Source organism: Methylomonas sp. MgM2, from assembly GCF_054172045.1.
The window spans coordinates 63,449-78,023 of record NZ_JBSYXO010000008.1 but is presented as its reverse complement, the minus strand read 5'-3'; the positions used below and the strand labels follow the sequence as shown (position 1 = coordinate 78,023).

At 53.6% G+C, this 14,575-nt stretch carries 14 protein-coding genes and 1 tRNA gene; 3 read left to right on the top strand and 12 right to left on the bottom strand.

Translation table 11 applies throughout. The features are described 5' to 3' along the window. Positions 1-36 precede the first annotated feature (36 nt). Together dhaK and ACW73I_RS08475 are read right to left on the bottom strand one after the other, a co-directional pair. Positions 37-1,023, bottom strand: coding sequence for a dihydroxyacetone kinase subunit DhaK (gene dhaK, locus ACW73I_RS08480; RefSeq protein ID WP_458028818.1), 987 nt, complete (start codon positions 1,021-1,023; stop codon positions 37-39). 15 nt (positions 1,024-1,038) lie between these two features. Next, positions 1,039-1,851 (bottom strand): HAD-IIA family hydrolase, encoded by an 813-nt coding sequence (locus ACW73I_RS08475; protein ID WP_458028817.1) that lies wholly within the window; start codon positions 1,849-1,851, stop codon positions 1,039-1,041. Positions 1,852-2,000: 149 nt separating this feature from the next. On the opposite strand from ACW73I_RS08475, the gene ACW73I_RS08470 reads away from it, so the two are divergent. Then, positions 2,001-2,076, top strand: a tRNA-Phe gene (locus ACW73I_RS08470). 111 nt (positions 2,077-2,187) lie between these two features. On the opposite strand, the gene hypF is transcribed toward ACW73I_RS08470, so the two are convergent. The 6 genes from hypF to ACW73I_RS08440 all read right to left on the bottom strand — a co-directional run bounded on the left by hypF (position 2,188) and on the right by ACW73I_RS08440 (position 8,071). Beyond that, the gene (hypF, locus tag ACW73I_RS08465) at positions 2,188-4,446 is read right to left on the bottom strand and encodes a carbamoyltransferase HypF (protein ID WP_458028816.1); all 2,259 of its coding nucleotides are present in this window, start codon (positions 4,444-4,446) and stop codon (positions 2,188-2,190) included. 14 nt (positions 4,447-4,460) lie between these two features. Then, on the bottom strand, positions 4,461-5,573 hold the full coding sequence (gene hypD, locus ACW73I_RS08460) for a hydrogenase formation protein HypD (RefSeq protein WP_458028815.1): 1,113 nt from the start codon (positions 5,571-5,573) through the stop codon (positions 4,461-4,463). 14 nt (positions 5,574-5,587) lie between these two features. Further along, on the bottom strand, positions 5,588-6,427 hold the full coding sequence (gene hypB / locus ACW73I_RS08455; protein ID WP_458028814.1) for a hydrogenase nickel incorporation protein HypB: 840 nt from the start codon (positions 6,425-6,427) through the stop codon (positions 5,588-5,590). Positions 6,428-6,446: 19 nt separating this feature from the next. Beyond that, positions 6,447-6,815 carry a hydrogenase maturation nickel metallochaperone HypA/HybF gene (locus ACW73I_RS08450; RefSeq protein ID WP_458028813.1) on the bottom strand — a complete coding sequence of 123 codons (369 nt, stop codon included), beginning with the start codon at positions 6,813-6,815 and terminating at the stop codon, positions 6,447-6,449. Beyond that, entirely contained in the window at positions 6,808-7,044 is a 237-nt protein-coding gene (locus ACW73I_RS08445) for a HypC/HybG/HupF family hydrogenase formation chaperone (protein WP_458028812.1), read from the bottom strand. Before ACW73I_RS08445 ends, ACW73I_RS08450 begins: the two co-directional genes overlap by 8 nt. A gap of 523 nt (positions 7,045-7,567) precedes the next feature. Continuing rightward, positions 7,568-8,071: a hydrogenase expression/formation C-terminal domain-containing protein gene (locus ACW73I_RS08440; RefSeq protein WP_458028811.1), complete on the bottom strand. Its 504-nt coding sequence runs from the start codon at positions 8,069-8,071 to the stop codon at positions 7,568-7,570. Positions 8,072-8,350: 279 nt separating this feature from the next. Here ACW73I_RS08440 and hypE point away from each other — a divergent pair, with 279 nt between their 5' ends. Continuing rightward, positions 8,351-9,370, top strand: a complete 1,020-nt coding sequence (hypE, locus tag ACW73I_RS08435; protein ID WP_458028810.1) for a hydrogenase expression/formation protein HypE — start codon at positions 8,351-8,353, stop codon at positions 9,368-9,370. 47 nt (positions 9,371-9,417) lie between these two features. Here the strand turns inward: hypE and waaC are convergent, their stop codons facing one another. From waaC to ACW73I_RS08415, 4 genes are all read right to left on the bottom strand, one after another. Further along, the gene (gene waaC / locus ACW73I_RS08430; protein ID WP_458028809.1) at positions 9,418-10,419 is read right to left on the bottom strand and encodes a lipopolysaccharide heptosyltransferase I; all 1,002 of its coding nucleotides are present in this window, start codon (positions 10,417-10,419) and stop codon (positions 9,418-9,420) included. A 5-nt stretch (positions 10,420-10,424) separates the two neighbouring features. Next, positions 10,425-11,384 (bottom strand): lipopolysaccharide heptosyltransferase II, encoded by a 960-nt coding sequence (waaF, locus tag ACW73I_RS08425; protein WP_458028906.1) that lies wholly within the window; start codon positions 11,382-11,384, stop codon positions 10,425-10,427. A 54-nt stretch (positions 11,385-11,438) separates the two neighbouring features. Further along, complete coding sequence (locus tag ACW73I_RS08420; RefSeq protein WP_458028904.1) at positions 11,439-12,362, bottom strand: branched-chain amino acid transaminase; 924 nt, start codon at positions 12,360-12,362, stop codon at positions 11,439-11,441. A gap of 177 nt (positions 12,363-12,539) precedes the next feature. After that, entirely contained in the window at positions 12,540-13,520 is a 981-nt protein-coding gene (locus ACW73I_RS08415; RefSeq protein ID WP_458028808.1) for a malate dehydrogenase, read from the bottom strand. A gap of 194 nt (positions 13,521-13,714) precedes the next feature. Here ACW73I_RS08415 and ACW73I_RS08410 point away from each other — a divergent pair, with 194 nt between their 5' ends. Then, on the top strand, positions 13,715-14,572 hold the full coding sequence (locus ACW73I_RS08410) for an NADP-dependent methylenetetrahydromethanopterin/methylenetetrahydrofolate dehydrogenase (protein WP_458028807.1): 858 nt from the start codon (positions 13,715-13,717) through the stop codon (positions 14,570-14,572). Positions 14,573-14,575 lie beyond the last annotated feature (3 nt).

Sequence of the window (14,575 nt, the reverse complement as noted above, 5' to 3'; positions counted from 1 at the left end):
TAAAAAGAGTTCATGCGTCCCCGGTCCGAAATCTTGTCAGCTTCCCCAGCGCAATGCGGCGGTGTTAACCGGCGCATCCCACAAACGCGTCATTTCGTCATCCAGCAAGGTCAAGGTCAACGAACAACCGGCCATATCCAGTGACGTCGTAAAATTGCCCACCAGCGAACGTTGTATGTTCAATCCTCTCTTACGCCAATATTGCCAGGCTAATTCGTACACGAGGTGCAGTTCGACCAACGGCGTCCCGCCGAAACCGTTTACATGCAAGAGCACTGGTTGGCCGGATTGCGGATTCAGTTCGTCTTGAATATGGCCGGCCAATTGCTCAACGATGGCGCTGGCCGGAACCAGTTTTGCCGTTTCACGGCCCCGTTCGCCGTGAATACCCACCCCCAGTTCGATTTCATCGTCGCCGATATCGAAAGTTGGATGACCCAAGGCCGGCACGGTGCAACTCGTCAAAGCCACCCCCATGGATGCGGTAGCGCTTACGACCCGGTCGCCTAAGGCCTTGCAGGCCGCAAGATCGTAACCTTCTTCCGCGGCCGCACCTACTATTTTTTCGACTATCGTCGTACCGGCCACACCGCGGCGGCCAATAGCGTGATCTTTAGGCAAGGACACATCGTCGTTAACCAAAACGGTTTCGCTTGGTCCATCCAACAGTTCCGCAGCCATTTCAAAATTCATCACATCGCCGGCATAGTTTTTGACAACGAATAAAACGCCCGCACCTCCTTCGACTGCCTGCGCCGCAGCTAACATTTGGTCAGGCGTTGGGGACGTGAATATTTGCCCGGGACACGCCGCATCCAGCATACCGTAACCGACGAAACCGCTGTGCAATGGCTCATGTCCGGAACCGCCGCCTGAGATCAAGGCGACTTTGCCTTGCTTGCGCTGCCTACGCGCAACAAAGTTCGGATCGGAACTCAATTGCACGATGTCGGCATGGGCTTTGGCGAATCCTTGCAAACTGGTATCCAGAACGGTAGCAGGACTATCGATGAATTTTTTCATTGCTGTCTCCTTTAATTAATTGAGCAGAGCCCGGGCAAGTTCCTGAATGTCTTGCATCACCCAAGTCGGGGCATAACCGGCATTGGCGATATCACTCTCGCGAGAGATGCCGGACAGTACCAGCAAGCTATTGATTCCTGCACGTACGGCTCCCAGTATATCGGTATCCAACCTATCGCCTATTGCAACCACGCGTTCGGGTGCGACGGCAAGCAAATTCAACGCTTGTTGGTAAATAATAGGCTCAGGCTTTCCAATCAGAATGGGGCTAACTCCCGTCGCGGCAGTCAGCGCCGCCAATGTCGATCCATTACCCGGTAAAAAGCCGCGCTCGCTGGGCAAGGTCACATCCCCGTTGGTGCCGTAAAAATCGGCACCGGCTTGGATATTTAACGCTGCCGTGCACAGCTTGTCCCAACTTAATTCCTTATCCAGCCCGCTCACGACCAAGTCGGCACGCCGCCCGTCTTCGATGTCGCTCAAGCCGGTCAGGGTAAAACCCAGATCCGACAAAGGCTGCTTCGCTCCCGCTCCGCCGATGACAAACACGCGCGTGGACTCGGGCGAATAACGTTGAGCCAGATAGGAAGCCGTGGCCATCCCCGAAGTCAAAATTTCATTTTTTTCAACGCTAACCTGCATATTCGCCAATTTGTCGACGTATTGTTCAGCGGTCAGGCTAGCATTATTAGTGGCTAATACGAACGGTAAGCGCAATTCGCGCAAGACCTGAAAAAACCGGATCAATCCGGGTTGCGGCTTATCACCGTGCCAAAGCACGCCATCCATATCGATGATCAGGCCGCCGATATCATTCAATGTTTGCATATCCAAACCTTCAACTCGGACTTTCGATCTTTGAACCAGCCGCAGAGAATTGCACAAACATTAGACCGTGTCCAGCCGAGCAGGCCAAGATTAATTTTGTTGCTTGACGTGATTTTATAAATACTGTTTAATGAGCGGCTCTTAAGCAAGCCCAGGTAGCTCAGTCGGTAGAGCAGAGGACTGAAAATCCTCGTGTCGACAGTTCGATTCTGTCCTTGGGCACCATGAATTACGGAGCCTTGCGCATCGCAAGGCTTTTTGTTTTTTAGCCTGCCCTGCTTAGCCTTGTCTCAGGCCGACTCGAAATAGCTCCCGGCCGGGATACCTCAATCGTTTTCAAGTACCGGACCAACCGGATGCTTCGATCAACTGGCCAAAGCTGATACCGCCGTCTCCGGCAGGAAATTTTTCGTGTAAAAAGACATCAAAACCGGCTTTTCGCAATGCGGCCTGCGCTTGTTCCGTCAGCAAACGATTCTGGAAAACACCACCACTTAGGCCGACTAAATTGACATCATAAGCCTGTCGATGCATCAGCGATTGATTGACAATGGCGGTGGCCAAGCTGGCATGAAATACCGAGCCGCGCTCGGCAGCAGCGATATTTTTATCCATTAGGAAAGGCAGCAATGGCCGCCAATCCGTGATCAGGATATCTTCAGCATTAGCCGTTTGCGGCAATACGATAGGCTCCGCGCCGTCGGAACTCATCGCTTCCAGACACATAGCGGCGTGGCCTTCATAACTGGCTTCGGACTTCACACCGATTAAAGCCGCCGCCGCATCGAACAAACGGCCGGCGGAAGTGGTTCGAGGACAATTGATGCGCCGCGCCCAAGCCATACGCAACAAGTCGGTATCCATCGGACACTCCGCCCACTCTTGCCCCGCCTCCCAACAAAGCGCTAATGCGCTACGCCACGGTTGCCGACCGGCTTTATCGCCGCCCGGCAAATGAAATGGTTTTAACGAACCGATTCTTCCCCAGCGTCCGGGTGTTCCGAACAAGGTTTCGCCGCCCCAAATCGTGCCGTCTTCGCCGTAACCCGTGCCATCCCAAGTAAAAACCAACATCTTTTCCGGCGAATCCTGTTCGCCGGCCAAGGCCGAGGCATGAGCATGGTGATGAAATACCGGGATTATCGGCAACTGCGATTGTTGCGCCCAACGCCTGGAATAATAAGCCGGATGCGCATCGCAAACGAAGGCGGCAGGCCTTACACCGAATAAGCGCAGCAAATCGGCGATGACTTGTTCGAATACTCGGCCGCTTCTAAGCGCTCCCAAATCGCCGATATGCGGCGACATCACGATTCGATTACCGAATCCCAAAGCCACCGTGTTTTTCAGGTCGGCTCCGACCGCCAATAGCGGTTGCGCGAATTCGAACGGCACGGTATGTTCCAGCGGCGCATCACCGCGCCCAATCCTAACGGGCCGGGTTTTACCGGCAATACGCCTATACACCGAATCGTCGGCGGGTCGGCGTATCGGCCGATTGTGATGCAAAAAAGCATCCGCCACCTGCCCCAGCCGCGTTTCCACTTCCCTGTCGTCGGTAAGTACCGGCTCGCCGCTCAAATTGGCGGACGTTGCGACCAACGGCTTACCGAAATCGTTTGCAAGCAGATAGTGCAAAGGGCTGTAGGGCAACATCAATCCGACCTCGTTCAGATCCGGTGCAATTTCGGCCGCCAACACCGAAGGCAAGCGTTTTTGCGCCAGCACGATGGGCCGCAAGGGCGAACGAATCAACTCTTTTTCGCAGGCTTGCACAAGCGCTAGTTGGTCTATCCAGTCTAAATCGTTTTCGGGGCGACAAGGCGCCATGACGGCTAGAGGCTTGTCGGGACGCATTTTTCTTTCCCGTAAGCGCCGCACAGGCTCAGGATTTGTAGCATCGCATAGCAAATGATAGCCGCCGATACCTTTCACGGCGACCACCAAACCCTCGCGCAAGCCTGTTATACAAGCGCTCAAAGCCGCTTCGTTGCCGGAAAGGTCATCGAAACCGGGACGCCGAAATCTCAATTCAGGGCCGCAGGCCGCACAAGCCAGAGGTTGGGCGTGGTAGCGGCGATCTAAAGGATCGGCATATTCAACATAACATTCGGGGCAGAGCGGAAAGCCCGACATGGCCGTATTCGGTCTGTCGTAAGGCAAACGATCGATCAAGGTGTAACGGGGACCGCACTGCGTGCAGTTGATAAATGGATAACGATAACGCCGTTCCCGCGGATCTTGCATCTCCGCCAAGCAATCGCTGCAAACAAAATAATCCGGCGGAATATGGGCGTCGACGGCGCCGCCGCTGGCACTGGTTTCTATGCTGAATCCGCTAAAATGACTCGGCTCGGCGGGGGTCACTTGAGGACAATCGGGCCGAGCCAGCGGCGGCGCTTGTTCGGTCAAGCCTAGTTGAAACGCTTGTATATCGACGGCCTTTCCTTCGGCATGGATATCCACCTGTCCGTTGCGATTGCGCACCCAGCCGCGTATATCGAATTCATTGGCCAAACGCCTGACGAAGGGCCGAAAGCCCACGCCTTGTACGCGGCCGGTGACGACGATGCGAACGGCAACCGATTCGGACAACGCTCGCGCCTTAATTAAACGGCATCGGCAATTTCGTCCGTTTCCTTGCGCAAACCGCTCGCCCACCAGATACGGCACGCGCCCTCGTCCGAAACCATGCACGGCCCGACCGGCGTGCGCGGCGTGCAAGGCGAACCGTAAATGCGGCAATCCAAAGGTTTGATTTTGCCCAAAACGACGCGCGCGCAATCGCAACCGGGCGGCATTTCGCCGACATGCGAACGGGCCTGACTTGCCATATCGGTAAAATGCAAGCGCGCGTTATGCTGGTCGAATTCCGGTTTTAGGTCGTAACCGGACCGTGGAATGACGCCTATGCCCCGCCATGGCGCGTCGACGATATCCATGATCGATTCCAGCAAAGCCTTGGCCTTCTGGTTACCGTTGGGTTTTACCACTTCGGAATAACAGTTATCCAAAAACGGCCGATTTTCGATCAACTGGCGCAATACCGAATAGGCCGCGGCCAACAAACTATCGGGGGTAAACCCGGCGATTGCGGCCGGAATACGGTGCTTGTCGACGACAAACCGCCATTCCTCCGGCCCCATGACCGTAGCGACATGGCCCGGCGCGATCAACGCGTCGAAGCCTGGTTCTTCGGATTCCAGCAACATCGACACCGCCGGCCAGGTTAAGCGCCCGCTGACCAACAGCAATAAATTATCCGGCATGCCTTGAGCAACCATGCCGGCGACCGGCGCGGTGGTCGTCTCGAATCCCGCGGCGAAAAACACGACCGTCTTGTTCGGTTCGGCCTGGGCTATTTTTATCGCTTCCGACGGTGACGCTACGGGCCTGACGTCGGCGCCGGCGGCTTTGGCTTGTTCCAGAGATCGGATAGCATTTTTCGGGACATTGACCGGCACCCGTAGCATGTCGCCGAAACTGACCAAGGTCACGTCTTTATCCATGGCCAAATGCATAGCCTGGTAAATATCCTGTTCCGGACAAATACATACAGGACATCCCGGCCCTGGGATCAATTCAATTTGGGCCGGTAACGCGGCGCGCAAACCCGACATGGAAATCGAACGTTCGTGTCCGCCGCAGACATTCATCAGACGAACATGATCCGGTAACGGAAGTTCACGGATTTTTTCAAGCCAAAACCGCGCGCCATGCATAAGAGATCCGTTGGCTACAGACTGACGACCGGCCGAAAACGCGGCGCATCCTGGGCATGCAAGCTTTGACCGTCCTGTTGTATTCTAGGCCGTACGGTTTGATGCTGCGCCAGCCGTTCTTTATGATCCGCAACTTCTTGCTCCAGCCAATCCAGCCACGCTTCCATACCTTGGCCGGAACGACTGGACAGACTGACAACCGGAGCTTGGCTGGCCAAACGGCGTTGACATTCCTCGGCTTTTTCCGGCGAAAAATCCCCCAAATGCGGCAACAGATCGGTTTTGGTAATCAGCATCAAATCGGCCGCACGGAACATCACCGGATATTTGGCCGGCTTGTCGTCCCCTTCAGTCACCGACAATAAGGTCACGTTTCTGTGGTGGCCCAGATCGAAGCTGGCCGGACATACCAGATTGCCGACGTTTTCGATAAACAACAGGTCGAGCTTGCTAAGATCGAAATGCTCCAGCGCCGGCTCGATCAAATGGGCATCCAAATGGCAGGCGGTGCCGGTGGTGATCTGATAAGCGGGTACGCCTTGAGCCCGAATCCGGTCGGCATCGTTTTCGGTTTCCAAATCTCCTTCGATGACGCCGATACGGAGCTTGCCTTTAAGCTGCCGAATGGTCGCTTCCAATAGCGCGGTCTTGCCCGAGCCGGGCGACGACATCAAATTGATCGCCAAGACTTCGTGCGCGTCAAGCTTGGTCCGGTTTTTCTCGGCATGAGCATCGTTATGCTTCAGCAAATTACTCAATACATTCACGGCCGATACGGGTTCGTGATGGCGATGATTTGTAAACACTAAATGCCGGTTGCCCGGCGTGATATTACATCCACAGGTATTACACATATTCAAAACTCCGGATTCGTCATGATGCGGGACGCTCCTGATCCATACTTTCTAATTCGACACGCGCCAAAATCAGCTCGTCGCCGCTAATCAGTCGGGTATTGTAAGCTCCGCATTGTCTACAAGTCAGATCGTTAACCGACGCGTCGGATTCGGTCGCGCAGACATTGCAAAAAACCTTGACCGCTTGAGACTCCATCAAAAGCTCTGCCTGTTCGGCCACGCTTCCGACACTGGCGATCTCGAACGCACTTTCCAACAATTTAGCTTCGACTCCCGACAAAGGCCCAATTCTGACGATAATTTGCACCACCTTGTCAGCGCAATGCCGTTGGGCTATGTCCGTTACTTGATCCAGCAAATTCTGGCACAACGATAATTCATGCACCTGCCGCTTCCTGCTCATACATCCGGTCGAACAATTCCCAGGCCGTCTGCGCATCCTGCTCGGAAATTTTCTGTATTGCGTAGCCTACGTGTATCAACACATAATCGCCTACCTGTACGTCCTCGTCCTGCAATAAGAACAAACTGACCTCGCGCTGCACGCCTTTAGCCGTGCACAGCGCATTAAACCCGTCGACTTGAGTCACTTGCATTGGTATCGCAAGACACATTCATTCATCTCCAAAGTAACCATCGCCCTATGAGTTAATATAACTCGGCAAAAAATCGGCTCGACCTTTCGTTAAGTGTGCAACGCCGCGTGAAAAGTTGCAACCAATTTGGCTGGAAATCGCCTGTTTCCGGCAAAATTCAAACCGGCGGTCATCGTGTAGCCGAAGCTATCGCTGCCTGCAAATTCTTTCCCGGGCCTATAAATCAGCCTTTCGCCGTTTCGATTAACGATGCCGCGGCGTGATTCTGTGAACGCCGCGATATTTAACGAATCGCGAAAAACACATCGTTTTACGGATCGATAGCCGAACCCGAATGAATCAACGGGCTTAAGAGATTCGGCTCGCCGGCGAATGCGGCACCGGATCCGGAAAAGATATCCCCGTCCAGCATAAAATCACCCCGATGTTCAAGTGCCGGCCCATCGACGCCACTAAGTAAGAACCCGGTACGGGCTTATGTTTGTAATTGATACCGGCGCTGCATACGCGTCCGCGGGATCGTGTTTGTTACACGCTTCGGTTAGACGATTTCGTTTTGAACGCTATCGACTCCGAAACCCAACTCGCTCAACCTCCTGGCAACTTGATCGGACGTCGAACGCCGGGTGTATTGGTGAATTTTGTATTGTAGTCCGGCGACCGCCGCATCCAATTCATCCGGAAAAGTTTTTAAAAGATCCGGACAAGTGGTGATTTCGATGCATTCTCTGATCACACTGCCCTGTTCATTGGTGTGCGTTATCCACCAGATACCGGCGACTCCGGTTTCTCGTATCGTGGTTTTACCCAAAACATTTAAACTTGCCTCGACCTCGCCTCGGCCTAAAATATTTTTTAGCTCGTCGATATCACCCGAGGTCAGCAGCTCTCGGTTCAAATCGAAAATGCCATTTTGTCCCGATGAAATTAGCGCGGTCAGTTTGTCGGCTATTTCATTCAAGACGAGGAATAGCCTGCACGCGCCTTGATTCTCGGTTTTATGATAGGTTTCTAATTTTATTAGAATATTCTTTAATGTGCTCATCGTCTTACTTAATCCTTGTCGTTATTGAGGCTAATCTAAGCGCGACCCTGATGAATTCAGTCTAACGCATTGGTCTTCCATACATTCTTAACAGCCAACAAGCCCTATCAGCGGATTTCCGGGAGCAGCAGTCCCCGGCAAAACAGGCGGTATTATTTCAGTAGTCTTACTAAAACTCATTCTTGTAACATGCTATAAACCGGCGGCCGAAAACACTTCGTCGCTTAGAAGTATATTGAGTAAAAACACAGTTTACATGTTATACAAAATTAAAATCTCATGAAAATTACAAGGAAAATTTCCGACTCGCATATCGCTCTCGCTCACGGCAATGGCGGACGTTTCATGCGTGAGCTCATCGAATCCTTGTTCGCTGGCCATTTGGCTAATGAACTACTCGACACCAATGCCGACGCGGCGCGTTTACCAAAAGCTAACGGCGAACTTATGATGACCACGGACGGATTTACCGTGGAACCGTTGGAGTTTCCCGGCGGCAATATCGGCAGCCTCGCCGTTCACGGCACCGTAAACGACTTGGCCGTATCGGGCGCGGTTCCGCAATATCTGAGCCTGAATGCCTTCATCGAGGAAGGGTTGGAAATCGCACTATTGGACAGGATACTCGCGGCCATGGCGGCTGCCTGCCGGGAAAGCCAGGTCAATATCGTCGCAGGCGATACTAAAGTGTTGAGGCGAGGACAAGGCGGCGGCATTTATTTTGCGATGACCGGCATCGGCGTGCGCCGTGCCGGCATAAGCTTGGGCATGGACCGGATTCGGCCGGGCGATAGCGTGATACTCAGCGGTTCGGTCGGAGACCACGGCACGGCCGTGTTATTGGCAAGGGAGCAATTCGGCTTATCCGGAGATTTATTGTCCGACTCGGCCTCGGTTTTGCCGGTCGCCGAAACGCTTTGCGAATTGCCCGGGTTACGCTTTATGCGCGACCCGACGCGCGGCGGCTTGGCCACGGTCGCGCATGAAATCGCCCTCGCCGCCCATTCCTGCGTACGCTTGGTCGAAACCAGCATTCCGGTAAAGGAACCGGTACGCGCGGTCTGCGAGATATTGGGTTATGACCCGATGTATCTAGCCTGCGAAGGCAGAGTCGTGGCGGTGATCGACCCTGCCGATGCCGGCCAGGCGGTCGAACGTTTACAAGCAACGGGATATACCGACGCGGCCATCATCGGAACGATAGCCGAAGGCAAACCGGCGGTGATTTTGGAAACCGAAATCGGCGGCGAACGCATTTTGCAGGAATTGGAAGACGATCCGTTACCGCGGATCTGTTAGCTGTCGTTGCGCTAGACCGATCATAGGCCGATCATTAGGATCATCGATTAGGTATGGCGATTCAGCAGCGACTCGGCCAACGCGATCACGGCGTTTTGATCGATCTCGCCGATAGAGAAATCGTTTTTGTCCAATTTAAACGGATTGACAGCCGAAGGCGACTTCAAAACCTTGTTGATATCGGTTTGATAAACCCGGCTTACCGGCGTCGGCCCGAATAAGGTGATAGACGGCCGGTTCAATCCCCATGCCATGTGAGTCGGTCCTGTATCGTTTCCTATGACTAAATCGACTCTAGCCATCACGGCTTTCAAGTCGTTCAGGGTAAGGCTTGGAAGAACCGCAGCGCCGCAACGCTCGGCAAGCCATTCGGCCGACCGGCGCTCTTCATCGCTTCCCCAACTAATCAGGCATTTAGCCTGTAATCCGCGCATCACTTCCAGATATTTTTCTTTGGGATAATTGCGGCTGGCCCAGGTTGAGCCGACCACGAACAAGACATGGGCTTGCCCGGGTTGGAAATATTCATCCAGCGCCGGATCGGCTGCGCGATAAAACAGGAATGGCTGTTTCGCCAGAATCTGCGGCCGACTGACGCTAATGCCTAATGGCTGAGTCAATACCGCCACATTACGATCTATCGTGTTGGCGTCGTAAGGATAAGCAACCGTTCGTCGATAAAACCAGGTAGCGGCTTTCTCTCTTATCGAAGACCGATCGAACCCGATGCAATGCTTGCCCAACAGCCTTGCCGCGATTGCCGACTTGATCAAGCCCTGGGCATCTATGACCAGGTCGTACTCCCGCTTGGCGTAGTTTCCGAGCTTAGCGATTTCGCTACAGACCGCCGACTTGTCGGTTTTTAGCGCCTTTAAATTTACCGTGAGAATTCGGCGAATATCGGGATTGTGCTCCAGTAACCCGGCAAAGCGTTGTTCGACCAGCCAGTCGATTTCGACCTCGGGCCTGGCCGCTTTGAGGAATTGCAGCGCAACCATCGCATGCACGATATCGCCGAGTGCCGACAATTTAACGATGGCAAGCTTCATTTAGATTAAAAATTCAGTGCCGCCAACACCCGCTCCGGAGCAATATCAGTCAGACATCGGGTATGTCCCAATGGGCATTCGCGTTCGAAACAAGGCGAACACTCTAAGTTTAAGCTGATAACCTGGGCGAGTTTATGTAAAGGCGGCGTGAAGCCGGGATCGGAGGAACCATAAATAGCGACGACTTTCTTATCCAGGGCTGCGGCCACATGCATCAATCCTGAATCGTTACTGACGACAGCATCGGCCAGCGACAAAGCGTCTACCGCCTCCGCCAGCGACGTGTGCCCGGCCAAATCCGAACAAATGCCGTCCGTCAAGCGGTTGATTTGTTCGGTGACGGCTTTGTCCTTATCGGAACCGAACAACCAAACTCGCCAGCCTTTTTGGTGCATGGCTCGCGCCACACTGGCAAAATGCTCTACCGGCCAGCGCTTGGCCGGACCGTATTCGGCGCCGGGACACAAGGCCAGCACCTTCCCTTCTCCCTTCAAAGAAAATTTGTTTACCGCCGCCCGCTGTAGGTCAGGATCGATCTTGAGTCCGGGAACCGAATAACTCGGCGCGGTATTATCGTCCTTGTCGTTAGCCAGGGCCACAAAACGCTGCACGGTCATCGGCAAACGTTTTTTATCCAGCGTCCTGACGTCGTTCAATAAGCCCCATCGCATTTCACCGACATAGCCGGTTCTAAGGGGAATATTTGCAAAAAACGGAACCAAGGCCGACTTCCAGGTATTGGGCAACAAAATCGCTTGGTCATAGCGATTAGCGCGCAAATCTCGCCCCATGCCGATACGGCCAAACAGCGCCAGTTTTCCGCGCGCATACGGAATCGGAATGGCCAGGCTGACTTCCGGCATGCGCTGCAACAACGGCAAAGACCACGCCGGCGCCATCACATCAATCGTACATTGGGGATGTTTGCTTTTCAGGGCGATGAATAAGCTCTGCGCCATCACCATGTCACCGACCCATGACGGGCCGATGACCAGAATTTTATAGCCTCCGGTTATCACTTAGGAAACGAGCGTCAACCAATCCCGATGGTCGTCGCGCCGACCATGCACGTAGTCGAAATACAGCGTTTGGAGTTTTTCGGTGATGGGGCCGCGGCTACCCGAGCCGATGTCGCGACCGTCATATTGCCGAATCGGCGTGACCTCGGCGGCCGAACCCGTGAAAAACGCTTCATCGGCCACATAGACTTCGTCGCGGGTAATGCGTTTTTCGATCACTTCGTAACCCTGCTCGCGGGCGATGGTGATCAGCGTATCGCGGGTAATGCCTTCCAATGCCGACGTGGTTTCCGGCGTATACAATTTGCCGTTGCGCACGATGAACAGGTTCTCGCCGCTGCCTTCGGCGCAATAGCCTTCGTGATCCAACAGCAAGGCTTCGTCGTAACCCGTGGACAAAGCCTCCTGTAAAGCCAATATCGAATTGATATAGTGGCCGTTGGCTTTGGCTTTACACATCGTGCTGTTGACATGGTTACGGGTATAAGACGAGGTGCGGATACGAATGCCTTTTTCCATGTTCTCCGCCCCCAGATAAGCCCCCCAGGTCCAGGCGGCCACCATCACGTGGACTTTCAGATTGTCTGCGCGCAAGCCCATGCCTTCCGAACCGAAAAACACCATGCTACGAATATAGGCGCTATCCAATCCGTTTTTTGCGACCGCTTCGCGGTGAGCTTGATTGATTTCCTGTTTCGAATACGGCATTTTCATGCTCATGATATGCGCCGAACGATATAGACGGTCCGTGTGCTCCGCCAGCTTGAAAATCGCGGTACCTTTTTCAGTTTTATAGGCACGCAAACCTTCAAAGACGCCGCAGCCATAATGCAAGGTATGAGTCAGGACATGGACTTTCGCCTCGCGCCATTCTACCCATTGCCCGTCTAGCCATATCCAACCGTCTCTGTCATCCATCGTCATCATGTTCGAACCTGTATGTTAATCTGTAATCGGGAAAAATCCGGCGCAAGCCATCAGGCGAATTGTACTATAGCCGGGCTTCGGACTTTAAGCAGAAAAATAGGGAGGGCGTTAATCGGAATTTTACGGCCGCTTTCGGAAAATTCGGCCTTGTACGAAAGCGGCGCGAAAGGGCTTTCAGGGCAGCAAATGTTTAACCGTCTGCCGTTCTTCAATCAACTCGGCTTGATTTTGTTTCAAGCGCTCCAAGCTGAATTCGTTCATATCCAGACCTCGGACGATATCGTATTTGCCGTCGCTGACCGTGACCGGAAACGAACATACCAGCCCTGACTCTATGCCGTAGCTGCCGTCGGAAGGTACGGCCATACTGACCCAATCCCCTTCTTCCGTTCCGTTTATCCAGGTCGACATATGCAAAATGGCCGCATTGGCCGCCGATGCCGCGCTGGATTGGCCGCGGGCTTTGATGACTTCGGTACCTCGATGCTGGATTGTCGGTATGAATTCATTTTTAAACCAATCGTCTTCGACCAATGACAGGGCCTTCTGGCCTTTGACGCGGGCATGATGCAGATCGGGATATTGCGTGCAGGAATGGTTTCCCCAAACCATAACGTTTTTGATATCGCGGGTTGGAACTCCGCATTTCATTGCCAGCTGGCCAACCGCTCGGGTGTGATCCAACATAGTCATGGCCGCAAAGCATTCCGGCGCTAAATCCGGCGCCTTATTGATCGCTAAATAGGCATTGGTGTTGGCGGGATTGCCGGTCACCAGTACCTTGACGTTGCGGCTGGCAACCTCGTTGAGGGCTTGCCCCTGAACAATGAATATTTCGGCATTTTGCGACAACAAATCGCTTCTAAGCATGCCCTGCTTGCGCGGCTTGGCGCCCACCAAAAACGCATAATCCACATTATCGAACGCAACCTTGGGATCGGATGTGACGATGACCTTATGCAACAGAGGGAATGCGCAGTCGTGTAACTCCATGACCACGCCGTTTAGCACGTCCATGGCCGGCACAATCTCCAACAGGCGCAATACGATGGGTTGGTCGGGGCCGAGCAAATCCCCGGCGGCCAAACGGAACAATAAAGAGTAACTAATCTGACCAGCAGCACCGGTAACGGCGATATCGACAGGTGTTTTCATAGCTTCCTTTTTTTGTTATTAGAATTGAATATTAAGCGGCGTTACGATCTCGCTAGCGCACTGTTACCCACTCTTTCGGCAAACAATAGCACATTCCTCCGGCAATGGGGGTAATTGCATTATGCAGCGACCCGTTGAATATCACTGTATAATAATTTGCCTTGAATGACCGGCCGAGGCTATCCGCATCCAACATGAAAAAATTACTGTTTCAATTCGACACCGACACGCATCCTTCGGCTTTCGATACCGTTGTGGCTTACGACGGTGGCGCCGACCACGTCATCGGCCATGGCGGATTGACGCCGGATACCGTCGGCAATTTGATTGACGGTTGCATCTTTACTCGCGCTCCGAAAGACAAAAAAAATACCGCCATCTTCATCGGCGGCAGTAATATGGAAGCCGGTCAACAATTATTGGCGGCCGTACAACAACATTTCTTTCCCGGTTTCCAAGTCTCGGTGATGCTGGATAGCAACGGCAGCAATACGACCGCAGCCGCGGCAGTGGCCCGCATTGCTCAAAGCACGCCGCTCGCCGGCAAAAAGGCCGTGGTATTGGCCGGCACGGGCCCGGTCGGCCAACGCGCTGCAGCGATGATGGCCTTGGAAGGTGCTCAGGTCAGCATCACCTCGCGCCATATTTTCAATGCCGAAAAAGCCTGTTTTGCGATGAAACAGCGCTTTGGCGTGGATTTAATCCCCGTCGAAGCCGCCGATTTCGATACTCGGGCCGCCGCGATTCAGGATGCTCACATCGTGTTTGCGACCGGCGCGGCCGGCGTGGAATTATTAAAGCCGGAGCATTGGCAAAATCATCCGCTGTTGGAAGTGCTGGCCGACGCCAACGCCACACCGCCGGTCGGAATAGGCGGCGCCGACGTGATGGACAAAGGCGAATTACGCCATGGAAAAATCATTTGGGGCGCCATTGGCTTCGGCACATTAAAACTGGCCTTGCACCGGGCATGTATCTCCAAATTATTCCAAAATAACAAACAGGTGTTCGACGCCGAAGTTATTTTTGAATTAGCCAAGCAGATGGCGTAAGTT